Here is a 26,176-nt window from a genome sequence, read left to right as displayed (position 1 = left end):
CACACCGGTACTGCTGATCCGCCCGGTCACGCGAGCGACCGGGCGAAAGGCTCAGCTGTCGGCGACGATGACGCCCATGGAGCGCGCGGTGCCGGCGATGATCTTCATCGCGGCCTCGACGTCGTTGGCGTTCAGGTCCGGCATCTTGGTCTCGGCGATCTCCCGGACCTGGGCCTGCGAGAGGGTCGCGACCTTGTCCTTCTGCGGGACGCCCGACCCCTTCTCGATGCCCGCGGCCTTCAGGATCAGCTTCGCCGCCGGCGGGGTCTTGGTGATGAAGGTGAAGGAGCGGTCCTCGAACACCGAGATCTCGACCGGGACGACCTGGCCGCGCTGCGACTCGGTGGCCGCGTTGTACTGCTTGCAGAACTCCATGATGTTCACGCCGTGCTGGCCCAGCGCCGGGCCGACGGGCGGAGCCGGGTTCGCCAGACCGGCCTTGATCTGCAGCTTGATGACCGCGGTGAGCTTCTTCTTGGGAGGCATTCCCGTACTCGTTTCTGTTGACGTCGCCGATAACCCCTACCAAGGGCACGACGGATGAGTGTCGCCGATGGCAACAGCCGTCAAGCTTACCGGACCGGCGGGTATGCCCCGGACACGCCGAAACCCCCGCACCGGTCAGCACCGGTGCGGGGGCGTCGCGCACGGCTTACGGACGGCTCGGCTTGAGCCCCGAGGCCGCGCCGCCGTGCGGCAGCGCCGACCGCAGCCCGGCAGCGTCCGCCGCCGAGAGCTGCCCGGCGCCGGAAGTGCCGGAAGCACCAGAAGCACCGGCCGCACCCGCCGCGGGCGTCGCCGCCAGCCGGTTCCCACCGCCATCGACCACCCCGAGCGGACCGGCGATCGCCTTCGCCAGCTGCTTGTCCACACTCGCCGGCACCGCCGCCGCACCGCCGAAGACCCACCCGGCCCACAGCTCGCCGCGGTTGGCGGTCCAGCAGCTGCGCGTCCTGCGCCGACAGCCCCGTCGCCGGGTTCACCAGCAGCAGCGGACCGCCCATGGAGCCCATCGCGGCGCCGCCGGACAGCGCGTCCGGCCAGACCTTGCCGGTCGCCACGCCCGCGACGTCCATGTACGGGAAGAACGTGCTCGCCACCTTGAACGAGGTCTGATACCGGTCGTTGCCGACCAGCGGCGGGCGCGAACGCCACTCCGGCGAGCGCGGCCGAGACGATCGCGGCTGCGGACAGCCGCCAAGACTTGCGGACAATTATCGGGAACTGCAAGGGCGCCCCAGGTTATTGGGGCGCCCTTGTCAGGTGTCTGCTCTAAACAGCCTAAAGATCGGCCATCCGTTTGACGGTATGCCCGTCAACCGTTCTGGCGATCTGCCGCGTCAGCTGTTCTTCTGGATCTGGTTGAAGCTCAGCTCCACCGGGGTCTCCCGGCCGAAGATCTCCACCAGGCCCTTGACCTTCTGGGAGTCGGCGTTGATCTCGTTGATCGTGGCCTGCAGCGTGGCGAACGGGCCGTCGATGACGGTGACCGAGTCGCCGACCTCGAAGTCCAGCACCTTGACCTCGGCCGGCGCCTTCTGCTTGCCGCTGACTTCCTCCGGCTGCTCCTCGAGCAGGATCTTCACGACCTCGTCCAGGGTCAGCGGGTAGGGCTCGTGGGCGTTGCCGACGAAGCCGGTGACGCCGGGGGTGTTGCGCACCACGCCCCAGGACTCGTTGGTCAGGTCCATCCGGACCAGCACGTAGCCGGGGAACTTGTTGCGCTTGACCCGCTTACGCTGGCCGCCCTTGATCTCGACGACCTCTTCCATGGGCACCTCGACCTGGAAGATGAACTCCTCCATGTTCAGGGTGGTCATGCGGGTCTCGAGGTTCTGCTTCACGCGGTTCTCATAGCCCGCGTAGCTGTGGATCACATACCACTCGCCCGGCGCGCGGCGCAGGGCCTCGCGGAACTCCTCGATCGCCTCCGGGCTGCCGGGCGCGGGCTGGTCGCCCTCGGGCGCCTCCTCACCGGCCTCGCCAGCTTCTCCGGCTTCCCCGTCCGTCTCGGCGGCGGGGTCGGAGTCCTCCTCGGGCGCACCGGCGGCGACCTCCGCCTCGACGGCCTCGTCGTCGTTCTCCACGAGAACAGTCGCCTCTTCGAGGTCTCCGTAGGTCTCAGACACGGTCGCTCATACTTCCTTCGCTCGGGGTGTTGGGTCGGTGCGACGGCTCAGCCGAACACCCACTCCACCAGTTTGCTGAACCCATAGTCCAGCGTAGCCACGATCCCGACCATGATCGCGACGAACACGATGACCACCGTGGTGTAAGTGGTCAGCTCGTTGCGAGTGGGCCACACCACCTTGCGCAGTTCGGCGATGATCTGCCGGTAGAACAGGCTCATGCGGCCCAACGGGGACCGGCGGCGCTCCGGGCGGCGGTCCCCGCCGCGGCCGCGGTCCGGCTTCGACATCGCGGAGGTCGAGCTCGTCTCGGTCACCTGGTCCTCATCACATTCGGTGAAAGTGGCAAGTTGCCGCGGCGGGTCTCGCCGCGAACACGCTTCGCGCCCAGGAAACCCCGTCACCGGGTTTTCCTGGGCGCCTAAGCAGGGCCGGAGGGACTTGAACCCCCAACCCCCGGTTTTGGAGACCGGTGCTCTGCCAGTTGAGCTACGACCCTTTGCCTAAGCGTGCTCCACAAACCTACCTCGCCGAGGTGGGGAAGGGGAATCCGCCGATCGAGAGTGTACGGGAAGCGCGTGCCCGATTGCGAACGGGTTCGGCGCGACGCGGTGCACCCGGACGTGTCGCGCCTGTCTCCTTTCGTGGAATGCCGCCTCGGTCGGCGACTCCGCGATGGGACGATGGGGGCATGACAGCCTCCGCAGCCTCAACTCCCTCCCCGTCCGACCGGGGCCCTGCCACCAGGGTCTCCCGGCGGATCGGTGCCATTGCCGAGTCCGCGACCCTGGCCGTGGACGCCAAGGCCAAGGCGCTCAAGGCGGCCGGCCGGCCGGTGGTCGGCTTCGGCGCCGGAGAGCCGGACTTCCCGACCCCGGCCTACATCGTCGAGGCGGCGGTCCAGGCGGCTCAGAACCCGAAGTACCACAAGTACACGCCGGCCGGCGGTCTGCCGGAGCTGAAGGAGGCGATCGCGCACAAGACGCTGCGCGACTCCGGGGTGTCGGTCTCGGCGAACCAGGTCCTGGTCACAAACGGCGGCAAGCAGGCCATCTACAACGCCTTCGCCGCCCTGCTGAACCCGGGCGACGAGGTCATCGTCCCGGCTCCGTACTGGACCACCTATCCGGAGTCGATCCAGCTGGCCGGCGGCGTCGCGGTCGACGTGGTGACCGACGAGACCACCGGCTACCTGGCGACCGTGGAGCAGCTGGAGGCGGCCCGGACCGAGCGCACCAAGGTGCTGCTGTTCGTCTCGCCGTCCAACCCCACCGGCGCGGTCTACAGCCCCGAGCAGGTCGAGGCGATCGGCCGCTGGGCGCTGGAGCACGGCCTGTGGGTGCTCACCGACGAGATCTACGAGCACCTGGTCTACGGCGACGCGCGCTTCACCTCGATCCTGAAGGCGGTCCCGGAGCTCGCCGAGCAGACCGTGATCGTCAACGGCGTGGCCAAGACCTACGCGATGACCGGCTGGCGGGTCGGGTGGATGATCGGCCCGGCCGACGTGGTGAAGGCCGCGACCAACCTGCAGTCGCACGCCACCTCCAACGTCTCCAACGTGGCCCAGGTCGCGGCGCTGGCCGCGGTGTCCGGGGACCTGGAGGCGGTGGCCGAGATGAAGCTCGCCTTCGACCGCCGCCGGCAGACCATCGTCCGGATGCTCAACGAGATCCCCGGCGTGCTGTGCCCGGAGCCCAAGGGCGCGTTCTACGTGTACCCCTCGGTGAAGGAGTTGCTCGGCAAGGAGATCCGCGGGCAGCGCCCGGGCAGTTCGGCCGAGCTGGCCTCGCTGATCCTGGACGAGGCCGAGGTCGCCGTGGTGCCGGGCGAGGCGTTCGGGACGCCGGGCTACCTGCGGCTGTCCTACGCGCTCAGCGACGCCGACCTGGTCGAGGGTGTGTCCCGGCTGCAGAAGCTGCTGGGCGAGGCGCGCTGAGGCTGAGGCGCCGGCGAGACGAGCGTGAAGGCCCCGGCCGAAGCCGGGGCCTTTTCGCAGGGTCCGTCTACAGCTACGCCGAAGCTATGCCGACGCGCCGATCTCCTCGTGCCGAGGTCCTTCGACGTCCTGCTCCTGCTGCGCGTCGGCGTCGTCCCCAGCCTGTGCGGCGGCGACCGCCGGTCGGCGCCCGGGAACCAGCCACATCGCCAGCGTGGCCACCACCAGGACCGCCGCGCCGGTGAAGACGGCGGGAATCAGACCGTCGATGAAGTGCTGCGGCGCGGTCCGGGTCGCGGTCGGGCCGTAGCCGCCGTTGGCGGAGAACACCGCGCCCATCACCGCGATGCCCAGCACGCCGCCGAACTCCCGCAGCGCGTTGTTGACGCCCGAGGCGATGCCTTCCTGCTCGCGGCTCACCGAGCCCAGGACCAGGTTCGCGATCGGGGCGAAGAACATCGCCATGCCGGTACCGCCGATGACGAAGGCCGGCAGCAGCGCGGTGTAGCTCACCGAGGCCGAGATGGCCGAGGCGATCCAGCCCAGCGCGACCGCCTGCAGGCCCAGGCCCGCGGTGACGATCCACTTGCCGCCGATCCGGTCGGACAGGATCCCGGCGATCGGCGCCACCAGCATCGGCATGCCGGTCCAGGGCAGCACCCGGATCCCGGAGGCCAGCGGCGAGTCGCCGAAGACGGTCTGGAAGACCTGCGAGAGGAAGAAGACCGCGCCGAACATCCCGAAGGACATCAGCAGGGCGCTGAGGTTCACCAGCGGGAAGCTCCGGCCGCGGAACAGGTGCATCGGCACCATTGGCGCGTCGGTCCGCAGTTCCCAGACCACGAAGGCGGCCAGCAGCACGGCGCCGGCGACGAAGCCGGTCAGCACCAGCGGGGTGGTCCAGCCGGCGTCGCCGCCGCGGATCAGGCCCAGCACCACGCCCAGCAGCCCGCCGGTGGCCAGCACGGTCCCGGGGATGTCCAGCCGGCGCACCGGACCGCGGCTCTCGGTCAGACCCCACCACGCCAGCGGCAGCAGCACGATGCCCAGCGGCACGTTCACCCAGAAGATCCACTGCCAGGAGGCGGCTTCCACCACGGCACCGCCGATCACCGGTCCCAGCGCCACGGCGAGCCCGCCGATGGCACCCCACGCCCCGACAGCCGCACCGCGCTTCTCAGGGCGCACACTCGCCGACAGCAGCGTCAGGCTCAGGGGCACGATCACCGCACCGCCCAGCCCCTGCACGGTACGCGCGGCGATCAGCACCGCGATGTTCGGCGCCAGCGCCGAGGCCACCGACGCCGCGGTGAAGACCGCGAGCCCGGCGACGAACAGGTTCCGGCGGCCGAAGCGGTCGCCGAGCGCGGAGCCGGTCAGCAGGAAGACGGCGAAGGTGAGCGTGTAGGCCGAGACCGTCCACTGCAGGCCCGACAGGCCGGCGTGCAGCGACTCCCGGATCGAGGGCAGCGCGATGCTGACGACGAGGTTGTCCAGCTGCGCCATGAACATGGCGGCGGCGGTGATGACGAAGGTGCGGACCGGGTGGCCGATGGTGGCGGCGCGCAGGCCGTCCGCCGCGCCGCCTCCCGGGCGGCCGATGGTGTCGGTGCTCATGCTGATACTCCCCAGATCAGATCAGATGGATGGTGCGGACAGGTGGTGCGTACATTTCAGGTAGTTAGTAATCACTAACTTCAATAGGTAGTAATCGGTCACTAACTTGGCTGGACAGAGTTCTCCCGTGCTTTCCCGGACGCGGGGTCCGGTTTCGGTCAGGTGGTGAAGGCCTTCTCGACGTAGGAGGCGTATCCGGGCTCTGCCGGACTGCCCGGTCGAGCCTCCGCGGAGCCGGCCTTCGCGGCTTCGGCGTCGAGCGCCTCGGCCGTGTCGGCGGTCTCGGTGGTGTCGTCACGCAGGACGTTGAGGATCGGCTGCCACGCCGGGTCCTCACCGCTGTCCCGCCCCATCGCGGCGAGCACGTTGCAGAGCATGCCCTTGGCCAGGAAGTCCACGCGGACCCCGACCGGGGCGCCCGAGAGGTTCTCCATGTGCTGCCACAGGGTCTGCATCGCATCGCGCACGGCGGCCTGGACGTCCGGGTCGTGGCAGGCGGCGAACTGCTGGAGCTGCATGTTCAGCACTTGCCGGTCCGCCAGGAGCAGGTCCTGGTAGGCCTCGCCCATCGCGGCGAGCGCCGCGTGGCCGTACTTGCCCTCGGCCGCCTTGGTGAACACGTCGCGCACCTGCGTGGCTCCGTGGTTCACAGCGGCGATGAACAGGTCGCGCTTGGTCGGGAACAGCCGGAACAGGTAGGGCTGCGACACCCCGACCCGCTTGGCGATGTCCCCGGTCGAGGTGCCCTCCAGACCGCGTACGGCGAACTCGGCGACAGCGGCACGGACGACCTGGTCGCGTCGTTCGTCGGCACTCATGCGGGGGCTCATGAGAAGTAAGTTAGCAGTCACTAACCAGAGGCGCAACCCCTGGCGCCGCGAGCCGGGACGCCCGTCGCCGGAGCCGGAGAAACCTCTCATAATTCTCCTGACGCTTTCTCAGACGTTCCTCATCGACCCCCCGGATAGTGGTCGCCGTGAGCTCTCCCATGCCCTTTCCCGCAGGTCCCGGCGCCGCTGGCGCCCCGGCCGAGGTCCTCATCGTCGACGACGAGCCGGGCATCCGCGCCGTGCTCGCCTCCAGCCTGGAGTTCGAGGGCTACGCGGTCCGGACCGCGGTCGACGGCCGGGCCGCGCTGGCCGAGGTCGAGCGCGGACGGCCGGACCTGGTCCTGCTGGACGTGCTGATGCCCGGCATGGACGGGCTCACCGCCTGCCGCCGGCTGCGCACCGCCGACCCGACGCTGCCGGTCCTGATGCTCACCGCGCGCGACCTGACCGGGGACCGCGTCGCCGGGTTGGACGCCGGCGCCGACGACTACCTGGCCAAGCCCTTCGAGCTCGACGAGCTGCTGGCGCGGGTCCGGGCGCTGCTGCGGCGCGGCGCGCTCACCGGCGAGGGCGCCGAGTCCGGTCCCGGCGCGCTCTCCCGGGACGACCACGTCCTGGAGTACGAGGACCTGCGCATGGACACCCTGACCCGCGAGGTCACGCGCGCCGGCCGGCTCATCGACCTCACCCGGACGGAGTACCTCCTGCTGGAGATGTTCCTCTCCCACCCCCGGCAGGCGCTGACCCGCGAGCAGATCCTGCGCGCCGTCTGGGGCTTCGACTTCGAGCCCGCCTCGAACTCGCTGGACGTGTACGTCATGTACGTGCGCAAGAAGACAGAGTTCGACGATCTCCCCCGGCTGGTCCAGACCGTACGCGGGGTCGGCTACGCGCTGCGCACCGCGTCCGGCGGGAAGCGATGAGGCGACGCGGGTCGCGACGCATGCCGCTGCGGTCGCGGCTGGCGGTCATGAGCGCCGTCGCGGTCACGATCGCCATCGGCGCGGTGTCGCTCATCTCCTACATCGCCGTCCGGGACCGGCTCCACGAACAGATGGACAAGTCGATCGCCGCCGCCGGCGGACCGGCCGGCGACCAGCACTTCCACGACCTCTACGGCGTCAAGGTCACGGCGACCAGCCCCTGCGATCCCCCGAACGACCATCCGCGCCCGCCACCGGGGGGCGGCAACGAGTACCACGCCGCGGCGGCGGTCAGCATCACCTACTACAGCAGCGCCGAGACCTGCGCCCTGCCCGGATCCACCGAGGTCGTGGGCACCCCCGGTGACCTGCAGGTCGCCGGACAGCAGCAAGGCACCGGCCTGTGGCGCGACGGGGTCACCACCGCCGGCGACAAGGTCCGGATCGAGGCCGTGCCGGCGCCGAACCCCTCGGGCGTACTGCTGAAGTCGCAGCCCTACCAGCCCATCGACGACTCGCTGAGCAGCCTGGCCTGGCTGCTGTTCGTCGTGTCGCTGCTGGGGATCGGCGGCGCGGCGACCGCCGGCCTGCTGGTGGCGCGCGCCGCGCTGCGTCCGGTGGACGTGCTCACCTCAGCGGTCGAACACGTCGCGCGCACCGAAGACCTGTCGGTCCGCATGCCGGTGTCCGGCGACGACGAGATCGCCCGGCTCTCGGAGTCGTTCAACGCGATGACCGCGGCCCTGCAGTCCTCCCGGGACGAGCAGAAGCGCCTGGTCGACGATGCCGGCCACGAGCTGCGCACCCCCCTGACCTCGCTGCGCACGAGCATCGACCTGCTGATCCGCTCCGAGGAGTCCGGCCGCGCGCTGCCGGAGGGCAAGCGCACCGAACTGCTCACCGGCGCGCGCACGCAGATGCGCGAGCTGACGGTGTTGATCGCCGACCTGCTGGAGCTGTCGCGGCCGGAGCAGGCCTCGCAGGTCACCGCCCCGGTGGCGTTCCACGAGGTGACGGCGCGCGCCATCGAGCGCGTCCGCCCGCGCGGCGCCGCCCGCGAGATCCCGGTGGCCATCACCGAGGACCTGCGTCCGTGGACGACCCACGGCGACGGCGCGGCGCTGGAGCGCGCGGTGGTGAACCTGCTCGACAACGCGGTGAAGTTCGCCCCGCCGGGCTCGGACGTCCAGGTGCGCCTGCTGAACGGCTCGCTGACGGTGCGCGACCGCGGTCCCGGCATCCCGCCGGAGGAGCTGCCGCACGTCTTCGAGCGCTTCTGGCGCTCCCCCACGGCGCGTGCCCTGCCGGGCAGCGGACTGGGACTGGCGATCGCGGCGCGCGCCGCCCGGGAGTCCGGCGGCACCATCGCCTTCGAGCGACCGCACGACGGTCCGGGGACGATCGCGAGGCTCTCGCTGCCGGGCACCGCCGAGACCTGAGCCCTGGCAATCAGTATTCTGCCACCGAATCAATACTCTGTTATTGCTTGCCCAGGTCATCTGTTGTCGGCGCAGATCATCGCGGTGTCCAGCCGCTGCGATGATCTCTCCTTTGTCAACGGGTATCCACCTTTGCCACCAGCTGTGTCACCAGCACCCCGGCCATTCTCATGTGCGCTTCATCGAAGCCTCATTCCCCTCCCACGCCCTCCCGCGAGCGTCGTTGGCATGAACGCAACCGCTCTCACCGACCGCGAACCGCCGGACGCCGGCACCGGGGCGGCGGGTGCGCCGCGCAGGCGGCTGGTCGAGGTCGTGGTGCCCGTGTACAACGAGCAGCACGTCCTGGAGACCAGCGTGCGCAGACTGCACCGCTACCTCGTCGAGAACCTGCCCTACCCCTTCCGGATCACGGTGGCCGACAACGCCTCGACCGACGGCACCTGGGCGGTCGCCGCCCGGCTGTCGCGGGAGCTGAGCGGGGTGCGCGCCGTCCATCTGGATCTCAAAGGCCGCGGCCGCGCGCTGCGCGCTGTGTGGTCCGCCTCCGACGCGGATGTCGTGTCCTACATGGACGTCGACCTGTCCACCGACCTGAACGCCTTCCTGCCGCTCGTGGCTCCCCTGCTCACCGGCCACTCGGACCTGGCCATCGGCACGCGGCTGGCCCGCGGCAGCGCGGTGGCGCGCGGTCCCAAGCGCGAGTTCATCTCCCGCACCTACAACTTCCTGCTGCGCACCACGATGGCGGCGCGTTTCTCCGACGCACAGTGCGGCTTCAAAGCCGCCAAAACCGAGGTGGTCCAAGCGTTGCTGCCCCGAGTCCAGGACGAGGAATGGTTCTTCGACACCGAGCTGCTGCTGCTCGCCGAACGCTCGGGACTGCGCATCCATGAAGTGCCGGTGGACTGGATCGACGACCCCGACTCCCGGGTCGACATCGTGAAGACCGCGAAGGCCGATCTGCGCGGCATGTGGCGGGTGGCGAAGGCCTCGTTGAGTTCTTCCTCCGGCGCGCCGGTACGGGCCCGCGTCCGCGCCGCCGATCCGCCGCCCGGCTTGAAGTGGCAGATCCCGGTGTTCGCGACCATCGGCGTGCTGTCGACGCTGGCGTATCTGCTCCTGTACGTCCTGCTGGCGGCGCCGATGGGCGCCTTCGCGGCGAACGCGATCGCGCTGGCCGTCACCGCGGTCGCCAACACCGCTGCCAACCGCCGCTTCACCTTCGGAGTGACCGGCAGCCGCAACGCTTTGCGGGACCAGATCGGCGGCCTGGTCGCCTTCGGCATCGGTCTCGTGCTGTCCACCGGGACGCTGGCCGCGGTCCACGCGGCCGTGCACCATCCCTCGCGGACCACGGAGCTGGCGGCGCTGATCGTCGCCAACGGGCTGTCGACGCTGGCCCGCTTCGTGCTGCTCCGCGCCTGGGTGTTCCACCCCAGGCACCATCCCCGTCCGTCCGCCGATCACGAAACCGCTGTCGCGGCGGGTCAGACCTCTGGAGAACTGTCATGAGCACGTTGTCCCCGACGTCAGACGTCGGCTACAAGCACGGCCCGCCGTCGGCTTCGACGGCCGCCGGCGGCACCGGACGTTTCACGCGCGTGTGGCGCGGCCCGGATACCGACCCGCGCTGGGCTCGGCCCAGTTTGCTGGCGCTGCTGGTGGCTGCCGCGGTCCTGTACCTGTGGGACCTGTCGGCGTCCGGCTGGGCGAACTCTTTCTACTCCGCGGCGGTCCAAGCCGGCACGAAGAGCTGGAAGGCGATGCTCTTCGGCTCGCTGGACGCCGGCAACGCCATCACGGTGGACAAGCCGCCGGCTTCCTTGTGGGTCATGGAGATCTCGGGCCGCGTCTTCGGCTTCGGCTCCTGGAGCATGCTGGTCCCGCAGGCGCTGATGGGCGTCGCGACGTGCGGCGTGGTCTACACGGCGGTGAAGCGGGTGCTGACCCGCAGCCGCAGCGCGGAGATCGGCGCGGCGGCCGGGCTGCTCGCGGCGGCCGCGCTGGCGGTCACCCCGGTCGCGGTGCTGATGTTCAAGTTCAACAACCCCGACGCGCTGCTGGTCCTGCTGATGACGCTCGCCGTCTACGCGGTGGTCCGCGCGCAGGAGAACGGCAGCACCCGCTGGCTGCTCCTGGCCGGGACGCTGATCGGCTTCGCGTTCCTGACCAAGACGCTGCAGGCGTTCCTGATCCTGCCCGCACTGACCGCCGTCTACCTGGCGCTGGGTCCGGGCCGGTTCCTGCGCCGGCTGCGGCAGATCGCGGCCGCCGGGCTCGCGATCGTGGTGAGCGCCGGCTGGTGGGTGGCGATCGTGCAGCTGTGGCCGGCGAGTTCGCGGCCTTACATCGGCGGCTCGCAGGACAACAGCTTCCTGAACCTGACGTTCGGCTACAACGGCTTCGGCCGCCTGACGGGCAACGAGACCGGCAGCGTCGGCGGTGGGGGCGCAGGCGCACGCGGCGGCGCGGCAGGCAGCTTCGGGCGCACGTTTGAGGGCGCGACGACCGGAGGCGCCGGCGGCGGCTTCCAGTTCGCCGGTCCCGGCGGCGCCACGGGAGGTCCCGGCGGCGGCCCGCGCGGCGGCGGCGGACCCGGCGGCTTCAGCTCGGGCACCGGCATCGGCCGCATGTTCGACTCCGAGATCGCCAACCAGATCAGCTGGCTCCTCCCGGCAGCACTGGTCCTGTTCGTCTTCGGCCTCTGGGCCGCCGGCCGAGCCCGCCGCACCGACCACGCCCGCGCCGCCCTGCTCGCGTGGGGACTGTCGCTGCTCAGCACGGCCGCAGTCTTCAGCTACATGAAGGGCATCTTCCACCCGTACTACACGATCGCCCTCGCACCCCTCATCGCCATCACGATCGGCATCGGCGCCGGCATGCTCTGGGCCCGCCGCAGCGAGCCGCTGGCCCGGATCGGCCTCGCCGGCGCGGTCGGCGTGAGCACATGGTGGTCCTTCCACCTGCTGGGGCAGACGCCGGACTGGTACTCGTGGCTGCGGTACCTGATCGCGGTCGTCGGCGCGGTCGGGACGGTGTTGCTGCTCGCTGGGCCGGGATGGCTGCGGACCGGGGTGCAGAGTGTGCCGGCTGGTGCTGATTCTGGTGCTGGTGCTGGTGCTGGTGCTGGTGCTGCCGGGCTGCCGGGCTGGGTGCCCACCGATGGTGCGGTGGCTGATGGTCCGGTAGCTGATGGTGCGGAGCAGGGTGCTGTCCCGGCTCCCGCAGAGGCTCGAACTCAGCGCAGCAAGGCTCTGCGACTCGCGGCGGTGACGCTCGGCGTGGGCGCGGCGCTGTTGGGCCCGGCGGCGTACGCCGTGGCGACGACGAGCCAGGGGCACAGCGGTTCCATCCCCTCGGCCGGACCGGCCGGGAATGGCTTCGGCGGTCCCGGCGGCGGCGGCGGGCGCTTCATGCCGGGCGGTGCGCAGGGCTTCATGCGCGGCGGTCTGGCGGGTCAGGGTGGTCAGACCGGCGGACAGGCGGGCGGCCAGACCGGCGGCCCAGGCGGGTTCGGCGGAGGTCCCGGTAGCTTCGGCGGCGCTCCCGGCGGGAACACCGGCACGACCGGCGGCACCACTGGCGGCACGACCGGCGGAACCACTGGCGGCACGACCGGCGGAACCACCGGCAGCACCCCGGGCGGCTCCACCACCCAGTCCCCCGGCGGCATGGGCAGCCTCCTCGACGCCAGCACCCCCGGCGCCCAGATCCAGGCGCTGCTGAAGCAGAACGCGTCCAGCTATCGCTGGGTCGCCGCCGCCATCGGCTCCCAGAACGCGGCCGGCTACCAGCTCGCGACCGGCGACCCGGTGATGGCCATCGGCGGCTTCAACGGCTCCGACCCCTCCCCGACGCTGGCGCAGTTCCAGGCCTACGTCGCCCAGCACAAGATCCACTACTACGTCGGCGGCGGCGTCGGCCAGGCCAACGGCGGTGCCGACGAGGGCAGCTCGATCGGCACGTGGGTCGCGGCGCACTACAAGGCGCAGACCATCGACAACGTGACGATCTACGACCTGACCTCGCCCACCTCATAAGGAGGAACACAGGCTCGGCGGGTGAGTGGGGTACGGCCTACTCACCCGCCGACTCGCGTGTTCAAGATTCCGCGTTCAACGCGGACCAGCCGCCGCAATGGCCTGACATGCTCTCAGCCGCAGGCGATTCAAGCGATGCGAGCGATTCACCCGAAATACACTGCTATGCAGTGATCGATCGCTTACTTGCGTTTCGCCTCTTATAGACGAAGCTACAGATCCCGCGCCCACGAAAACCGGCTCCGGAACCAGCTCCACCCCGAACCGGTCCCGCACTCCGTCGCGGATCTCGCGTGCCAGTCCCAGCACGTCCGCGGCCGCCGCGGCGCCGCGGTTCGTCAGCGCCAGCGTGTGCTTCGTGGACAGGGTCGCCGGGCCCGCGCCGTAGCCCTTCGGGTAGCCCGCCTGCTCGATCAGCCATGCGGCCGAGGTCTTCACCTGGTTATTCGGCGCAGGGAAGCGCGGCGGCAGCATTGTCGAGCGCGCCGCCAATGCATCGAAGGCGTCGACATCCAGCACCGGGTTCGTGAAGAACGAGCCCGCCGACCAGGTGTCGTGGTCCTCCGCGTTCAGCACCATGCCCTTCGCCGCGCGCAGCTTCAGCACGGTCTCGCGGACCAGGGCCAGCGGGACGCGCTCGCCCTCCTCGACGCCGACCGCGCGCGCGAGTTCCGCGTAGCGGATCGGTGCGGACAGGCGCTCGGTTTCGGAGGCCGCGGGCGGGTCGAAGCCGAACCAGACCGTGAGGACCACGTACTTGCCCGGGTTCTGCTTGAACACCGAGTCGCGGTAGCCGAACTCCAGACAGCGCGACTGCATGCCGCGGATGTCGCCGGTTTCGCGGTCCAGGGCGCGGATCCAGGCGATGCTCTGGCTGACGTCCTGGCCGTAGGCGCCGACGTTCTGGATCGGGGTGGCGCCGGCCGAGCCGGGGATGCCGCTCATCGCCTCGACGCCGACCGCGCCGAGTTCCACCGCCTCGGCGACGAAGGCGTCCCAGTCGTGCCCGGCCGCCACGCCGAGGCGCAGGCCCGAGCACGTCTTCTGCTTGGTCACGCCGGTGCTGGCGATCTTCAGCACAGTGCCGTCGAAGCCGTCGTCGCCGATCACCAGGTTGGAACCGCCGGCCAGGATCAGCAGCGGCTCGCCCCGGCGGTCGCAGTCCTTGACGGTCTCGACGATCTCTTGCTCCGTGGCCGCGGTCACCATACGCCGCGCCGGTCCGCCCACACGCAGGGTGGTCAGGGGCGCGAGGGGTGCCGAGGCCTGTTCGAGCATGAGGGACACGCTACCGGTCGCCGGACCCGGCGGACGTGCCATCTCAGTCTCCGAACGGTCGTCACGGAACCCGAAAGGTTCGGAGCCCGCAGGTCAGAGCCGCGGACGCGGTAACTGCTATAACCCTGCCGGCTCCGCTACGGCAGCCGCACCACAGCCCGCGCCAACCCCAGCACCTTCTCCCCGCCGCTGGTCGCCACCAGGTCCACGCGCACGGTCCCGTCCTCGTTGACCGCGCTGACCTTGCCGGTCACCGTCAGCCGCGCCCCGGACTCCTCGTCCACTCCGTCCGGCACCACGACCGGCTTGGTGAACCGCACCTGGTACTCCACGACCATCCCCGGGTCGCCGCACCAGTCGGTGACCACGCGGACCGCCTCGGCCATGGTGAACATGCCGTGCGCGATCACGTCCGGCAGCCCGACCGATTGCGCGAACCGCTCGTTCCAGTGGATCGGGTTGAAGTCGCCGGAGGCGCCGGCGTACTTCACCAGGTCCACGCGCCGGATCGGGAAGGTCTGCTCCGGCAGCAGGTCGCCCTTCGCCACGTCAGCGAACTTGATCATGCCTGCTCCCCTTCGCCGGCTCCGGTTCCGTTTCCAGCCCCTGCTCCAGTTCCAGCTCCGACCACGACCAGCTTGGAGAACCCCGACACCACGAGTTCGCCGTCCACGGTGTTCAGATCGGTGCGGGTGCTCAGGAAGCCCTGGCCCATCCGCTCGCTGATGTCCTCGATGATCACGGTCGCGGTCAGCTGGTCGTCGGCGTAGATCGGCCGGGTGTAGACGAAGCGCTGCTCGCCGTGCAGTACCCGGCTGAAGTCCAGACCGAGGTCCGGGTCCTCGATGATGACCGTCGCGGCCGGCCAGGTGATGGCGATCGGGAAGGTCGGCGGCGCCAGCACGTCGCGGTGCCCGAGGTCCTGGGCCACCGCCGGGTCGCGGTAGACCGGGTTCGGGTCGCCGATCGCGTCGGCGAACTCGCGGATCTTCTCGCGGCCGACCTCATACACCGCGGTGGGCGGGTAGGTGCGGCCGATGAAACCGGCGTCCAGCGCCATCGTCCCTGTGCCTCCTTGGATACGAAGAAACCGCCCGCGCCCACTCCGGTGAGGGAGTCGGCGGGGCGGTCCAAAGCTACAGGCCGCGAGGGCCGGCCCGGCAGTCCGGGCGGCACGACCGGCGGACTAGCGGGTCTCGCGGTGCGGGGTGTGCTTGTTGCACCAGCGGCAGTGCTTCTTCAGCTCCATGCGGTCCGGGTCGTTGCGGCGGTTCTTCTTGGTGATGTAGTTGCGCCGCTTGCACTCGGTGCACGCGAGGGTGATCTTCGGCCGGACGTCGACAGCAGCCACAGGGGTGCCTCTTTCTCACTTTTCGAGGGCTCCGGACCTTCCCAGGTCGGCCCTCACGATGGACAACCCTGCAAGGATACCTTGCAGGGCTTGGGGTGTTACGCCACGTCTTCTATAAGAAGATTGCGTAGCGGTGGCCGGACTTGAACCGGCGACACAGCGATTATGAGCCGCTTGCTCTACCAGGCTGAGCTACACCGCCACTCGATCAACGACCCGAACGGTCCGGTGGTCACGGCCTGGGTGGCAAAAAAACAGCCACCCTGTCGTGTCCACCGGACCCCCGGTGTGACCTGAGCCCCTTTACGGAATCGAACCGTAGACCTTCTCCTTACCATGGAGACGCTCTGCCGACTGAGCTAAAGGGGCGAGCAGGGAATAAGTTACACGGTCTTGGGCCAGGCGCGAAATCGGGTTTCCGGACGCCGTGTCGCGACTGCCGTCCACTACGCTCAGCCGCATGTCAGACCCTGAGCCGACGCCGTCTCACGCCACACCCGAAGCCACTTCCGGGGACACCTTGCGCGACCTGCCGCACCCGGTCCGCAGCCGCAGCCAGTGGACCGTCCACGGCGAGCGCCCGGTGTATGAGAACCCGTGGATCGACGTCCTGCTGGCCGAGGTCGAACTCGCCGACGGCACCCGCTTCGAGCACCACGTCGTCCGCACCCGCAGCGCCGCCGGCTGCGTGGTGACCAGGACCGAAGCCGGCCGCGAAGAGGTGCTGCTGATCTGGCGGCACCGCTTCGCGATCGACAAGTGGGTCTGGGAGATCCCCTCCGGCTTGATCGAGGAGGGCGAGGACCCGGCGGAGGCCGCACGCCGCGAGGTCGAGGAGGAGACCGGCTGGCGGGTGAGCGACGTCACACCGCTGCTCACCTTTCACCCGGTCGGCGGGATGCTGCGGACGCAGTACCGGTTGTTCCGCGCGATCGGTGCCGAACACATCGGAGAGCCGACGGAGCAGAACGAAGCCGAGAAAGTCGCCTGGATTCCGCTGGACGAGGTACTCGGACTCATCGACGCCGGACAGATCGCGACATCCTCCTCACTCGTCGGACTGCTGCGAGTCCTCACGCGAAGCTGAACACCACAGTCACCTGAACCGTGACGTCGGTACTCCCCGGCTCGATCGGCACCGCGTTCGACGCGGCACCCTCGGACTTGGCGTACTGCGCGGCCTTGGCCTTGGCGTCGTTGAAGGCCGCGTCACGCGCCTGGCCCAACGGCCCGGAATCGTTCTGCAGATCGGTCGACAATCCGGAGATCTGGGTGGCGTTCCCCCAGCGGCCGACGCGGCGGCGATGACCGTGCCCGCGGACTTCAGATCGCACAACGTCACCGTCAGGTTCTCCGAAGCCTGATATCCAGTGACCGTCGTCTTACCACTCGAATTCTCATACTGAGGACCGACTTCCAGCCCGGACGTCTTCTGGTCCGCAGTGGCGACCTTGTGAGATCCATGGCCGTTGGATGCGCCCGATCTACGTTCGGTTCCCCATGCGACCATCGACGAATGGCAACCCTGCGCGCAGTGGTGGAGATAGGACCCGAGGCGGTCGAAGGCGCCGCATGGCCCGTGGAGTTCGCGGACAACTACCGCTGGGAAACCCTGAACGCATCAACCACCCCAGAGACCATCGGCACGGTCATGGCAGCCCTCGCCGAATGGTGCCGGCCGGAAGACGCGGAACCGGACGCGACACCAACCGCCACCGAAGCACTCCACTGGATCGCAGAAGCGGACTACCTAGTCATCCGCGCCGGCATCCAACTCACCGACACCACCACGGGCACCACCGTGAACCCAGGCTGCTGCGCCGACCTCGAAGACTGGCGAGCCTGGCCGCACACCTGGCTCGGCCACGACCCCACAGCCTGCATCGAGCAAGCAGCAGACGGCCTCCTGATCCACCAGGAGAAGACATCGCAGAACCCTGTGAAGCTCCCGACCGGCACCCTCCCCGCCCTACTCGCCGACCTCCGCGAAGACCTGATCGCCTTCCTAGCCGCCGCCCAAACCTGGATCACCACCACCACCGCCGACCCCGACCTAGCCGCAGCAGTAATCGCCACCATCGACCGCCACGCAGCCATCACCGCACCCCTCGCCGACTGACATCGCGGCCACCAAGCCCTCGCGCCGGCACACCACCACGCCAATTGCCGACTCACGCCTCCTAAGCCCGCACCACCCGCACCCCCAACTCCGTGAACCGCGCCACCATCTCCTCCGGCGCGTCCCCGTCCGTCACCAGCGTCGTGACGTCCGCTATCGGGCATATTCGCGCGAAGGCCCGCCGTCCCAGCTTCGAGGAATCCGCGACCACCACCACGTGCCGCGCGCGGGAGGCCAGCGTCTGGTTCACCGTCGCCTCGGCTTCGTTGTGGGCGCTGGCGCCGTGGTCGGCGTCGAGGGCGTCGACGCCGAGGATCGCCAGGTCCAGGGCCACGCGCTCGAGCATCGCGGCGGCGACCGGGCCGACCAGCTCGTAGGACTTCGGGGAGCCGACGCCGCCGGTCGCGACCACGTGCAGGTAGGGGCGGACCACCAGTTCCTGCGCGATGTTCAGCGCGTTCGTCACCACGGTCACCGCCGGGCCGCGCTGCTCGCCTGCCAGGTCCGCGCGCGTCGCCAGGGCCCGCGCCACTTCCGTCGCGGTGGTGCCGCCGTTGATGCCGACCGTGGAGCCGACCGCGACCATGCCGGCGGCGACCGAGGCGATGCGCTGCTTCTCGGGTGCGTGCCGGGCCACCTTGAAGCGCAGGGGCAGGTCGTAGGACACGCTGTGCGCAGTGGCGCCGCCGCGCGTGCGCGACAGCAGCTGCTGTGCGGCGAGTTCGTCGAAGTCGCGGCGCACGGTGGCCGCCGAGACCCCCAGCTTCTCCGCCGTCTCCTCGATCTCCAGCTTGCCGAGCTCGGCGAGCATCTCCAGCAGGACGCTCCAGCGTTCGTACCTGTTCACATCAGCTCCTTCCGTGCACGCGATGCTGAGATCGTGACCTTGTCTGCAAGATTTTCTGGCACACTGAAGCAATCCTGCAAGGTGTAGACCTGTCAGCGCCAAATCCTAGGGGGCAGTCGTTGAGCGTCCTGCGCCTGGCGTCCAGGGTCCTCCCGGTGGCCGCGCTCGGTCCGGAGAACCCGCTCCCGCCGCTGCGCAAGCTCGCGGATCCGCGCGGTGGCCTGGACGTCTCCGAGGCCGACGCCGAAATGGTCGCCAACCTCGGCTACGGCCACGTCGAATCCCTGCTCCCCTACACCTTCCAGGACGGCTACACCCGCGAGACCCCCGACCGCGAGCTGGTCACGGCGGTGTTGGAGAACGACGTGCTGCGCGCCGAGTTCCTCCTCGGCTACGGCGGACGCCTGATGTCCCTGCGCCACAAGCCCGCCGACCGCGAGCTGCTGCACTTCCCGCCGAAGCTCCAGCTCGCCAACCTGGGCCTGCGCAACGCCTGGTTCGCCGGCGGCGTCGAATGGAACCTGGGCACCTTCGGCCACACCGCCCTCAGCTGCTCCCCCCTGCACGCCGTCCGCCTCACCCGCGAAGACGGCACCCCGGTCCTGCGCATGTACGAGTACGAGCGCCAGCGCCGCCTGGTCTACCAGCTCGACTGCTACCTGCCCGACGGCTCCCCGGTCCTGCTGATCCACGTCCGCGTCCACAACCCCTTCCCCGAGGACGCGCCCGTCTACTGGTGGAGCAGCGCCGCCGTACCGCAGACCCCTGACACCCGCGCGCTGATGCCCGCGACCTCGGCGTACCACTTCTCCTACACCGGCAAGATGCGCCGCATCCCCTTCCCGCGCTGGCGCGAGGCCGACACCTCCTACCCCGGCCGCATCGACTACGGCGCCGACTACTTCGCCGAGATCCCCGACGGCGCACGCCGCTGGATCGCCGCGGTCGACGCGGGCGGATCAGGGCTCTTCCAAACCTCGACCGACCGGATGCGCGGCCGCAAACTCTTCCACTGGGGCACCGGATCCGGCGGCCGCAACTGGCAGGACTGGCTGTCCGGCCCGCGCCACGAGTACTTCGAGATTCAGGCCGGTCTGGCCCGAACCCAGCTGGAACACCTGCGGCTTCCGGGGCGCCGGTCGTGGTCCTGGGTCGAGGCTTACGGCCTGCTCCAGACCGACCCCGCCGACGTCCACGGCACGAAATGGCCCGACGCCACCCAGGCCGCGGACGCCGCGATCGCCGAGCTGATCCCCGCGCACCGCCTGGACGAAGAACTCGCGACCATGACCGCGCTCGCCGACAAACCACCGGAAGAAGTCCTGCACGCCGGAACCGGCTGGGGCGCCCTGGAACGCCGCGCCCTCGGCCGCAACCGCGCGCTGAGCCTGCCCGGCACGCCCTTCCCCGACGCCACGATCGGCCGCGACCAACAGTCCTGGCTCTCGCTGGTCCGCAAAGGCCAGATGCCGACGCCGGCGCCGGCCCTGCCGCCGTCCTCCTACGCCGTCGGCCCGGTTTGGCGCACGCTGCTGGAGAAGGCGACCGCTGACCCCGCACGCACAACCCACGCGACCTGGTTCACCTGGCTCCATCTGGGCGTGAACCGCTACCACGCCGGCGACCTGGCCGGAGCGCGCGAGGCGTGGGATCAGTCGATGGCGCAGGCCGAAACCGCGTGGGCGCACCGGAATCTCGCCATCCTCGACGCCTCCGAAGACCGCCTCGGCGACGCCGCCGACCGCTACCTCCGTGCCTGGCAGCTCTCCCCGCGCCTGCGTCCCCTGACCATCGAGACCCTGCGCGCCCTGATCACCGCCAAACGCCCCGGCGAAGCGCTGGACATCATCGACCGGCTCAAGGAGCCCGACCGCTTCGCCGGACGCATCCTGATGCTGGAGTGCCGCGCCGCCCTGGACGCCGGGGATCTGGTGCGGGCACGCCGGATCCTGGAGACCGGTCTGATCGTCGAGGACGTCCGCGAGGGCGAGGACCCGCTGTCGGACATGTGGTGGGAGTTCCACTCCCGGCAGGCCGGCGGGCTCGGTCCGGTCGTGTCACGGCGATTGCGCGAAGAGCACCCCCTGCCGTGCAGCTACGACTACAGCGTCCGCCAGCTGTAGCAGCTCCCTTCCTCACAGCACCCGATTCAGCCGCAGCTCACAGGGCTGCGGCTGTGTTATGCCGCCGTTTCTAGCAAGTTTTGCAACTTAGTGCGCATGTCTGCAATCAGAGATCTCAATCTCGCATCGCCAATAGAAATCTTGCAAAGAATGCTTGTAGTGCACGCGATCGGCGCCCTACTGTCTCCTCCCAGCACCCCGAGTGATCGCTCTTCAGTTCCGGCTCTTTGGCGTCCAAGCCTTCGGAGGAAACGAATATGGGCAGCACCACCGGCCGGGGCCCCCGGCTTCTCGCGATAGCCACCGCAGCCGTTCTCACGGTCGGCGTCAGCGCGTGTTCCAGCAGCAAGAGCAGCTCCTCGGCCGTCGGCGGCGCCGGCAAGTCCGGCGGCAGCTTCACGTACTGGTCGATGTGGCGTCAGGACGAGCCGCAGGCCAAGGTCATCCAGGCGGCGATCACCCAGTTCACCGCCGACACCGGCATCAAGGTCGACGTCGAGTGGACCGGCCGGGACGTCGCCAAGAAGATCGGCCCGGCGATGGCCGCGGGCAAGGCGCCGGACATGTGGGACGAGGGCGCGGACGTCATCTACGGCGCCACCGCGCAGAACGGCAACGCCAAGGACCTCTCGGCGGTCCTGGACATGACCATCCCGACCGACAACGAGAAAGTCTCCGACGCGATCCCGTCGAAGTACTGGGACTCGCTGCCGAAGGACCCCAACGGCGGCCAGCACTGGGTGATCCCCTACGAGGCCAGCACCGCGGGCATCTTCTACAACACCGCCGACCCGACCGTCTCCGCGGCGATGGCCTCGCAGCCGTCCACCTGGGACGCGTTCATGCAGGTCTGCGCGACTCTGAAGACGAAGAGCGAGCCCTGTCTTGCCTCCGAGGGCGAAGACCCCTGGACCAACGGTCTGTGGTTCGACTACCTGATCAACGCAGGCGGCGTGAACTTCAACGACCTGGCGAACGACAAGACCGGCGCCAGCTGGGACAACCCGGCCGTGCTGAAGGCGGCGACACAGGTCGAGCAGCTCGTCAAGGGCGGCTACATCATCCCGACCTACACCGCCACGAAGTACCCGGCGCAGCAGACCAACTGGGCCGGCGGCAAGGCCGGCTTCCTGATGAACGGCAACTGGGTCACCGCCGAGGTCGCCAAGCAGATCCCGGCGACCTGGAAGTACGGCTTCATGCTCCCGCCGGGCGCGACCCAGCCGGACTCGATGGTCTTCGGCTTCGCCCTGACCAAGAACGCCAAGAACGTCAGCCAGGCCGAGCAGTTCATGGCCTACTTCCTGCAGAAGAAGACGCTCTCGGGCATCTCCACCGAGGCCGGCAACATCACGCCGCGCACCGACATCCCGGCGCCGGCGGAGCTGGCCGACGTGCAGAAGACCCTGAACGCGCCCAAGCTGCGCCTCACCTTCGACGGCGTGGCCGGGGACTGGACCACCAAGGTCTGGAACCAGAACTACCTGGACTTCTGGCACGGCAAGATCGACGCCGCGACCTTCGTGGCGAAGATGAAGTCCGCGCAGGTCTCGTTCTGGAAGAGCCAGAGCTGACCATGAGCACCGCCACCTTGCCGGACTCGTCCCGGGCGCGCCGCGCCCGGGACGGGTCCGCCCCGCGTCCGCCGGTCGGCGCCGCACCGCTGGAACGTTCGCGGCGCCGCATGTTCTGGGCTTTCACCACCCCGGCCGTCCTCGTCTACGTCGTGCTGTTCCTGGTCCCGGTCGGGTACGCGGCGTGGACCAGCCTGTACAAGTGGGACGGCATCGGCCCGAAGAAGTGGAAGGGCCTGAAGAACTACCAGACCCTGTGGCAGGACCCGATCTTCCGGCACTCGCTGACCAACACGCTGAAGATCCTGTTCGTCGGCGGCCTGCTCACCTTCGCGATCGCCTTCGCGCTGATGCTGATCCTGCGCGAGATGAATCGCAAACTGTTCGCTCGGTCGGTGCTGTTCTTCCCGTGCCTGGTGAACGCGATGGTCTTCGGCATCGCCGCGGGCGTGCTGTTCTCCCCGAGCGGACCGGTGAACCAGCTGCTGCAGTGGCTCGGCTGGAGCCATCCGCCGCAGTGGCTGGCGACCGAGCACCTGCAGACGATGATCCTGGGGACGCTGGTCTGGACGGCCACCGGCTACTACACCGCGATCCTGATGGCCGCGGTGGATCAGATCCCTGAGTATCTCTACGAGGCCGCCGAACTCGACGGCGCGGGAGCCTTCCAGCGCTTCCGGCACGTCACGCTGCCGATGTGCTGGGACGTGATCTCGGTGTGCGCGGTGCTGTGGACGGTGAGCTCGGTGAAGATCTTCGAGCTGATCCTGATGTACGGCGGCAGCAGCGGCGCGCAGCCGCCCTCGGACTCCTGGAACACCGCCATGTACGTCTACGTCGAGGCCTTCCCGACCGCCTCGACGCCGCAGCTGGGCCTGGCCACGGCCGCGGCGCTGGTGAGCCTGTTCCTCGTGGTCGTCTTCACGGTCGTGCTGCGCCGCCTGCTGCGCCGCGACGCCATCGAGTACTGATCCGGGCGCCCCGGGAAAGGACGACGAGCCCATGACGCCCAAGACTTCTGGAACGCCCAGAGCTTCCAGAACACCCAAGACATCGCAGCGCGCCAAAGCCTCGCGGCGCAAACCGCAAAGCCTGCCGATGCGGATCGCCACCGGCGTGGTGTGGGTGGTGGTCGCCGCCGACATCGCGCTGATCGGCTGGATCCTGCTCACCTCGCTGCGCGACGGCACCGACATCCTCAACCACCCCTTCGGCGTGCCGACGCACCCGAAATTCGGCAACTACAGCAAGGTCTTCTCCGACGGCGGCTTCGGCCAGGCGGCGCTGAACAGCGTCCTGGTCGCCGTGCTGTCCTCGGTCCTGGCCGTCGTGGTCGCCGCGCCGTGCGCCTACGCGCTGGCCCGCCGCCGCAACCGGGTCTCCGGCGCGATGAGCATGACCTTCGCGATGGGGTTGGGCGTGCCGGGGCAGGTCATGGTGGTGCCGCTGTTCATCGGCATGGCCAAGGCGAACCTCGACGACTCCCAGCCCGGCCTGATCCTGGTGTATCTGGGCCTTGCGATGCCCTTCACCGTCTACCTGCTGACCGGCTTCTTCTCGGGCATCCCGCAGGTCTTGGAGGAGGCGGCGGTCCTGGACGGCGCCGGTGCGCTGCGCACCTTCACCAAGGTCATCCTGCCGGTGGCGCGCGGCGGGCTGATCACGGCGTTCCTGTTGCAGTTCATCTCGGCGTGGAACGAGACGCTGTTCGCGATCGTGCTGACCCACAGCCAGGACAAGGTGACGCTGCCGGTGGCGCTGTCCAACTTCGTCCAGGAGGCGCAGCTGAACGGCCTGGACTGGGGCGCGATGTTCGCCGGGGTGTGCGTGGTGCTGGCTCCGATGATCGCGTTGTTCAGCTGGCTGGGCAGCCGCATCATCCAAGGTATGACAGTGGGGATAGGCAAGTGAGCACGCATCTGCGACGCGACGTCCTGCCCGTCGAGGGCGCCGCCGACCCGGTCTCCGGAAGGCTGCCGATCCTGCGCGGCATCGCCCGACCCGGCTTCGACGCGGCCGTGGCGCCGTACCCGGACATGGCCCGCAACCTGGACTACGGCCGCCCCCCGACGCTGCTGCCGTACACGACGCAGGACTCGTACACCCGCGAGCGCACCCCTCGCGAGCTGCCGAGCCTGGTCCTGGAGAACGAGGTGCTGACCGCCACCTTCCTCCCGGACTACGGCGGTCGCCTGTGGTCCCTGGTGCACCGCCCGACCGGCCGAGAACTGTTGCACCGCAACCCGATCCTGCAACCTGCGAACCTCGCGCTGCGCGACGCCTGGCTGGCCGGCGGCGTGGAGTGGAACATCGGCGGGACCGGTCACTGGCCGCTCACATGCTCGCCGCTGCACGCGGTGCGGCTCAACGCGCCGGACGGCACGCCGGTACTGCGGATGTACGAGTTCGAGCGGATGCGGCGGGTGGTGATGACCGTCGACGCGTGGCTTCCGGAGGGGTCGCCGGCGCTGATGGTGCACGTCTCGCTGCACAATCCCGCGGAGACTCCGACTCCGGTGTATTGGTGGTCGAACATCGCGGTACCGCAAGGTCCTGATGTTCGCGTCGTGGCGCCGGCTAAGCGCGCTTTCCACTTCGATTACACCGCTCAGCTGAAACTGATCGACTTCCCGCAGAACGCCGCCACCGACACCGCCGCTGCCACGGACGCCGACTCTGCCGCCGACCAGAGCTACCCAGCACGATTCCCAGCGGCAGCGGACTTCTTCATGGACATCCCCTCCGACGAACGCCGCTGGATCGCCGCCCTGGATACGAACGGCTCGGGTCTGGTGCAGACCTCGACCGACCGACTCATCGGCCGGAAGCTGTTCCAGTGGGGCGTCGGCGCCGGCGGACAGCGCTGGCAGGAGTGGCTGTCCGGGCCGGATGCGGAGTACATCGAGATCCAGGCAGGGCTGGCGCGAACGCAGCTGGAGCACCTGGAGCTGCCCGGCGGGGCGACGTGGGAGTGGGTCGAGGCGTATGGGCTGCTGGAGGCGGACGCGGCGCTGGTACACGGGACGTGGGACGAGTCACGCAGCGCTGTTTCTGACGCTCTGGAAAAGCTCATTCCGTGCGCCTCCTTAGACGCCGCGCTGGCCGCGACACCGCATTTCACATCGCCGACACCAGATTCCCTACACCGAGGTTCCGGCTGGGGCGCACTGGAAATCGCCTCCGGCGCCCTGCCCGGCGACGCCTTGCGCCCCTTCGGATCCTGCGACGCCGAGCAACAACCGTGGCTGGAACTGTTGCAGACCAGGCGATTGCCCGCCAGCGAGCCACCGGCGTCCCCGATCACCGGCCCGCTATGGCGCACACTGCTCGAAGCCTCGGCCGACGACTGGCACGCGCTCTACCACCTCGGCCTCATCCGCCTCGCCGACGACGACCGCGACGGCGCCCGCGAAGCCTGGACCCGCTCCCTCGCCGACCGCCCGAACGCCTGGGCCCAACGCGCCCTGGCGCACCTGGCCGACACCCCCGACGAAGCCGCCACCCTGACCCTGGCCGCGCACCACCTCCTCCCCGACCTACGCGAACTCACCATCGAAACCCTGAAAGCCCTACTCACCGCCGACCGCCCCACCGACGCACTAGAGGTCATCAGCACCCTGCCACCCGAGCACCGCAACCACGGCCGCATCCGCCTCTACAACGCAGAAGCCGCCCTCGCCACCGGCGACATCGACCAAGTCCGCCGCCTCCTCGACGAAGGCATCACAGTCGACAACCTCCAAGAGGGCGAAGCCTCCCTGGACCTCCTATGGCTCGCCGCCCACCCGGACCAGCCAGTCCCGCCCCACTACGACTTCCGCATGTCAGGAAGCTGATCAACCAAGCAGCGCGCAGCGGCATCTGGAGGGGAGCCGCTGCGCACTGCTTTTGTTTATGGGCGCGCCCGGCGATCGATCTCACTGCCGGATCTTCTGGCGCTCACGAGTCGGGATCGAGTGCGGCT

General features: G+C 69.4%; 24 protein-coding genes, 3 tRNA genes and 2 pseudogenes. 12 read left to right on the top strand and 17 right to left on the bottom strand.

What is annotated here, in order from left to right; genetic code table 11:
- Positions 1-51: 51 nt before the first annotated feature.
- The 6 genes and pseudogenes from rplK to CACI_RS04490 form a co-directional block, all read right to left on the bottom strand.
- Positions 52-486 carry a 50S ribosomal protein L11 gene (gene rplK, locus CACI_RS04510; RefSeq protein ID WP_012785138.1) on the bottom strand — a complete coding sequence of 145 codons (435 nt, stop codon included), beginning with the start codon at positions 484-486 and terminating at the stop codon, positions 52-54.
- 166 nt (positions 487-652) lie between these two features.
- Positions 653-883 carry a hypothetical protein gene (locus CACI_RS52060; protein ID WP_223297734.1) on the bottom strand — a complete coding sequence of 77 codons (231 nt, stop codon included), beginning with the start codon at positions 881-883 and terminating at the stop codon, positions 653-655.
- 145 nt (positions 884-1,028) lie between these two features.
- Positions 1,029-1,076 (bottom strand): annotated as a pseudogene (locus CACI_RS54060) (hypothetical protein); the annotation flags it as partial.
- A 264-nt stretch (positions 1,077-1,340) separates the two neighbouring features.
- Positions 1,341-2,129 carry a transcription termination/antitermination protein NusG gene (gene nusG / locus CACI_RS04500; protein ID WP_012785136.1) on the bottom strand — a complete coding sequence of 263 codons (789 nt, stop codon included), beginning with the start codon at positions 2,127-2,129 and terminating at the stop codon, positions 1,341-1,343.
- Positions 2,130-2,176: 47 nt separating this feature from the next.
- Entirely contained in the window at positions 2,177-2,446 is a 270-nt protein-coding gene (gene secE, locus CACI_RS04495; RefSeq protein ID WP_012785135.1) for a preprotein translocase subunit SecE, read from the bottom strand.
- Between the two features lie 109 nt (positions 2,447-2,555).
- A tRNA-Trp gene (locus CACI_RS04490) sits at positions 2,556-2,628 on the bottom strand.
- Positions 2,629-2,820: 192 nt separating this feature from the next.
- Between CACI_RS04490 and CACI_RS04485 the strand changes: the two genes are divergently transcribed.
- Positions 2,821-4,068: a pyridoxal phosphate-dependent aminotransferase gene (locus CACI_RS04485; protein ID WP_012785134.1), complete on the top strand. Its 1,248-nt coding sequence runs from the start codon at positions 2,821-2,823 to the stop codon at positions 4,066-4,068.
- Between the two features lie 84 nt (positions 4,069-4,152).
- Here CACI_RS04485 and CACI_RS04480 read toward each other — a convergent pair whose 3' ends face one another.
- Together CACI_RS04480 and CACI_RS04475 are read right to left on the bottom strand one after the other, a co-directional pair.
- Positions 4,153-5,685, bottom strand: coding sequence for an MFS transporter (locus CACI_RS04480; protein WP_012785133.1), 1,533 nt, complete (start codon positions 5,683-5,685; stop codon positions 4,153-4,155).
- Positions 5,686-5,843: 158 nt separating this feature from the next.
- The gene (locus CACI_RS04475) at positions 5,844-6,515 is read right to left on the bottom strand and encodes a TetR/AcrR family transcriptional regulator (RefSeq protein ID WP_083795531.1); all 672 of its coding nucleotides are present in this window, start codon (positions 6,513-6,515) and stop codon (positions 5,844-5,846) included.
- 158 nt (positions 6,516-6,673) lie between these two features.
- Here CACI_RS04475 and CACI_RS04470 point away from each other — a divergent pair, with 158 nt between their 5' ends.
- From CACI_RS04470 to CACI_RS53430, 4 genes are all read left to right on the top strand, one after another.
- Positions 6,674-7,438: a response regulator transcription factor gene (locus tag CACI_RS04470; protein ID WP_012785131.1), complete on the top strand. Its 765-nt coding sequence runs from the start codon at positions 6,674-6,676 to the stop codon at positions 7,436-7,438.
- A gap of 47 nt (positions 7,439-7,485) precedes the next feature.
- On the top strand, positions 7,486-8,877 hold the full coding sequence (locus tag CACI_RS04465) for a HAMP domain-containing sensor histidine kinase (protein ID WP_223297455.1): 1,392 nt from the start codon (positions 7,486-7,488) through the stop codon (positions 8,875-8,877).
- Between the two features lie 228 nt (positions 8,878-9,105).
- Positions 9,106-10,392, top strand: a complete 1,287-nt coding sequence (locus CACI_RS04460) for a glycosyltransferase (RefSeq protein ID WP_012785129.1) — start codon at positions 9,106-9,108, stop codon at positions 10,390-10,392.
- Positions 10,389-12,920, top strand: a complete 2,532-nt coding sequence (locus tag CACI_RS53430; RefSeq protein WP_012785128.1) for an ArnT family glycosyltransferase — start codon at positions 10,389-10,391, stop codon at positions 12,918-12,920. Before CACI_RS04460 ends, CACI_RS53430 begins: the two co-directional genes overlap by 4 nt.
- Before the next feature lie 75 nt (positions 12,921-12,995).
- On the opposite strand, the gene CACI_RS04450 is transcribed toward CACI_RS53430, so the two are convergent.
- The 6 genes from CACI_RS04450 to CACI_RS04425 form a co-directional block, all read right to left on the bottom strand.
- Complete coding sequence (locus CACI_RS04450) at positions 12,996-14,198, bottom strand: UDP-N-acetylmuramate dehydrogenase (RefSeq protein WP_083796037.1); 1,203 nt, start codon at positions 14,196-14,198, stop codon at positions 12,996-12,998.
- A 137-nt stretch (positions 14,199-14,335) separates the two neighbouring features.
- Positions 14,336-14,764: a MaoC family dehydratase gene (locus CACI_RS04445; RefSeq protein ID WP_012785126.1), complete on the bottom strand. Its 429-nt coding sequence runs from the start codon at positions 14,762-14,764 to the stop codon at positions 14,336-14,338.
- On the bottom strand, positions 14,761-15,258 hold the full coding sequence (locus CACI_RS04440) for a MaoC family dehydratase N-terminal domain-containing protein (RefSeq protein ID WP_012785125.1): 498 nt from the start codon (positions 15,256-15,258) through the stop codon (positions 14,761-14,763). Before CACI_RS04440 ends, CACI_RS04445 begins: the two co-directional genes overlap by 4 nt.
- 126 nt (positions 15,259-15,384) lie before the next feature.
- Positions 15,385-15,549 carry a 50S ribosomal protein L33 gene (gene rpmG / locus CACI_RS04435; protein ID WP_012785124.1) on the bottom strand — a complete coding sequence of 55 codons (165 nt, stop codon included), beginning with the start codon at positions 15,547-15,549 and terminating at the stop codon, positions 15,385-15,387.
- A gap of 128 nt (positions 15,550-15,677) precedes the next feature.
- Positions 15,678-15,751 (bottom strand) — tRNA-Met (locus tag CACI_RS04430).
- Between the two features lie 94 nt (positions 15,752-15,845).
- A tRNA-Thr gene (locus tag CACI_RS04425) sits at positions 15,846-15,918 on the bottom strand.
- Positions 15,919-16,009: 91 nt separating this feature from the next.
- On the opposite strand from CACI_RS04425, the gene CACI_RS04420 reads away from it, so the two are divergent.
- Entirely contained in the window at positions 16,010-16,636 is a 627-nt protein-coding gene (locus CACI_RS04420) for an NUDIX hydrolase (RefSeq protein ID WP_012785123.1), read from the top strand.
- Here the strand turns inward: CACI_RS04420 and CACI_RS53425 are convergent.
- Together CACI_RS53425 and CACI_RS54055 are read right to left on the bottom strand one after the other, a co-directional pair.
- Positions 16,623-16,883: an SIMPL domain-containing protein gene (locus tag CACI_RS53425; RefSeq protein ID WP_190276724.1), complete on the bottom strand. Its 261-nt coding sequence runs from the start codon at positions 16,881-16,883 to the stop codon at positions 16,623-16,625. The genes CACI_RS04420 and CACI_RS53425 overlap by 14 nt on opposite strands.
- An 8-nt stretch (positions 16,884-16,891) precedes the next feature.
- Positions 16,892-17,059, bottom strand: a pseudogene (locus tag CACI_RS54055) (SIMPL domain-containing protein); the annotation flags it as partial.
- Between the two features lie 6 nt (positions 17,060-17,065).
- Here CACI_RS54055 and CACI_RS04410 point away from each other — a divergent pair.
- The gene (locus CACI_RS04410) at positions 17,066-17,668 is read left to right on the top strand and encodes a hypothetical protein (protein ID WP_012785122.1); all 603 of its coding nucleotides are present in this window, start codon (positions 17,066-17,068) and stop codon (positions 17,666-17,668) included.
- A 61-nt stretch (positions 17,669-17,729) separates the two neighbouring features.
- Here the strand turns inward: CACI_RS04410 and CACI_RS04405 are convergent, their stop codons facing one another.
- Positions 17,730-18,515, bottom strand: a complete 786-nt coding sequence (locus tag CACI_RS04405; RefSeq protein ID WP_012785121.1) for a DeoR/GlpR family DNA-binding transcription regulator — start codon at positions 18,513-18,515, stop codon at positions 17,730-17,732.
- Between the two features lie 119 nt (positions 18,516-18,634).
- Between CACI_RS04405 and CACI_RS04400 the strand changes: the two genes are divergently transcribed.
- The 5 genes from CACI_RS04400 to CACI_RS04380 all read left to right on the top strand — a co-directional run bounded on the left by CACI_RS04400 (position 18,635) and on the right by CACI_RS04380 (position 26,048).
- The gene (locus CACI_RS04400) at positions 18,635-20,638 is read left to right on the top strand and encodes a DUF5107 domain-containing protein (RefSeq protein WP_012785120.1); all 2,004 of its coding nucleotides are present in this window, start codon (positions 18,635-18,637) and stop codon (positions 20,636-20,638) included.
- A gap of 257 nt (positions 20,639-20,895) precedes the next feature.
- Positions 20,896-22,212, top strand: coding sequence for an ABC transporter substrate-binding protein (locus CACI_RS04395; RefSeq protein ID WP_012785119.1), 1,317 nt, complete (start codon positions 20,896-20,898; stop codon positions 22,210-22,212).
- A 2-nt stretch (positions 22,213-22,214) separates the two neighbouring features.
- Complete coding sequence (locus CACI_RS04390) at positions 22,215-23,183, top strand: carbohydrate ABC transporter permease (protein WP_012785118.1); 969 nt, start codon at positions 22,215-22,217, stop codon at positions 23,181-23,183.
- Positions 23,184-23,214: 31 nt separating this feature from the next.
- Complete coding sequence (locus tag CACI_RS04385) at positions 23,215-24,123, top strand: carbohydrate ABC transporter permease (protein WP_012785117.1); 909 nt, start codon at positions 23,215-23,217, stop codon at positions 24,121-24,123.
- The gene (locus tag CACI_RS04380) at positions 24,120-26,048 is read left to right on the top strand and encodes a DUF5107 domain-containing protein (RefSeq protein WP_012785116.1); all 1,929 of its coding nucleotides are present in this window, start codon (positions 24,120-24,122) and stop codon (positions 26,046-26,048) included. The genes CACI_RS04385 and CACI_RS04380 overlap by 4 nt, the downstream gene beginning before the upstream one ends.
- The last annotated feature ends 128 nt before the right edge of the window (positions 26,049-26,176 follow it).

This window comes from Catenulispora acidiphila DSM 44928, assembly GCF_000024025.1.
Lineage (GTDB): Bacteria > Actinomycetota > Actinomycetes > Streptomycetales > Catenulisporaceae > Catenulispora > Catenulispora acidiphila.
This window is presented reverse-complemented; position numbering and strand designations above follow the sequence as displayed.

Bases quoted from the DNA above. Each gene is read 5' to 3' on its own strand.
- rplK (WP_012785138.1), bottom strand. From the start codon at position 486: ATGCCTCCCAAGAAGAAGCTCACCGCGGTCATCAAGCTGCAGATCAAG.
- CACI_RS04485 (WP_012785134.1), top strand. From the start codon at position 2,821: ATGACAGCCTCCGCAGCCTCAACTCCCTCCCCGTCCGACCGGGGCCCT.
- CACI_RS04480 (WP_012785133.1), bottom strand. From the start codon at position 5,685: ATGAGCACCGACACCATCGGCCGCCCGGGAGGCGGCGCGGCGGACGGC.
- CACI_RS04475 (WP_083795531.1), bottom strand. From the start codon at position 6,515: ATGAGCCCCCGCATGAGTGCCGACGAACGACGCGACCAGGTCGTCCGT.
- CACI_RS04470 (WP_012785131.1), top strand. From the start codon at position 6,674: ATGCCCTTTCCCGCAGGTCCCGGCGCCGCTGGCGCCCCGGCCGAGGTC.
- CACI_RS04465 (WP_223297455.1), top strand. From the start codon at position 7,486: ATGAGCGCCGTCGCGGTCACGATCGCCATCGGCGCGGTGTCGCTCATC.
- CACI_RS04460 (WP_012785129.1), top strand. From the start codon at position 9,106: ATGAACGCAACCGCTCTCACCGACCGCGAACCGCCGGACGCCGGCACC.
- CACI_RS53430 (WP_012785128.1), top strand. From the start codon at position 10,389: ATGAGCACGTTGTCCCCGACGTCAGACGTCGGCTACAAGCACGGCCCG.
- CACI_RS04450 (WP_083796037.1), bottom strand. From the start codon at position 14,198: ATGCTCGAACAGGCCTCGGCACCCCTCGCGCCCCTGACCACCCTGCGT.
- CACI_RS04445 (WP_012785126.1), bottom strand. From the start codon at position 14,764: ATGATCAAGTTCGCTGACGTGGCGAAGGGCGACCTGCTGCCGGAGCAG.
- CACI_RS04440 (WP_012785125.1), bottom strand. From the start codon at position 15,258: ATGGCGCTGGACGCCGGTTTCATCGGCCGCACCTACCCGCCCACCGCG.
- CACI_RS04420 (WP_012785123.1), top strand. From the start codon at position 16,010: ATGTCAGACCCTGAGCCGACGCCGTCTCACGCCACACCCGAAGCCACT.
- CACI_RS04410 (WP_012785122.1), top strand. From the start codon at position 17,066: ATGGCAACCCTGCGCGCAGTGGTGGAGATAGGACCCGAGGCGGTCGAA.
- CACI_RS04395 (WP_012785119.1), top strand. From the start codon at position 20,896: ATGGGCAGCACCACCGGCCGGGGCCCCCGGCTTCTCGCGATAGCCACC.
- CACI_RS04390 (WP_012785118.1), top strand. From the start codon at position 22,215: ATGAGCACCGCCACCTTGCCGGACTCGTCCCGGGCGCGCCGCGCCCGG.
- CACI_RS04385 (WP_012785117.1), top strand. From the start codon at position 23,215: ATGACGCCCAAGACTTCTGGAACGCCCAGAGCTTCCAGAACACCCAAG.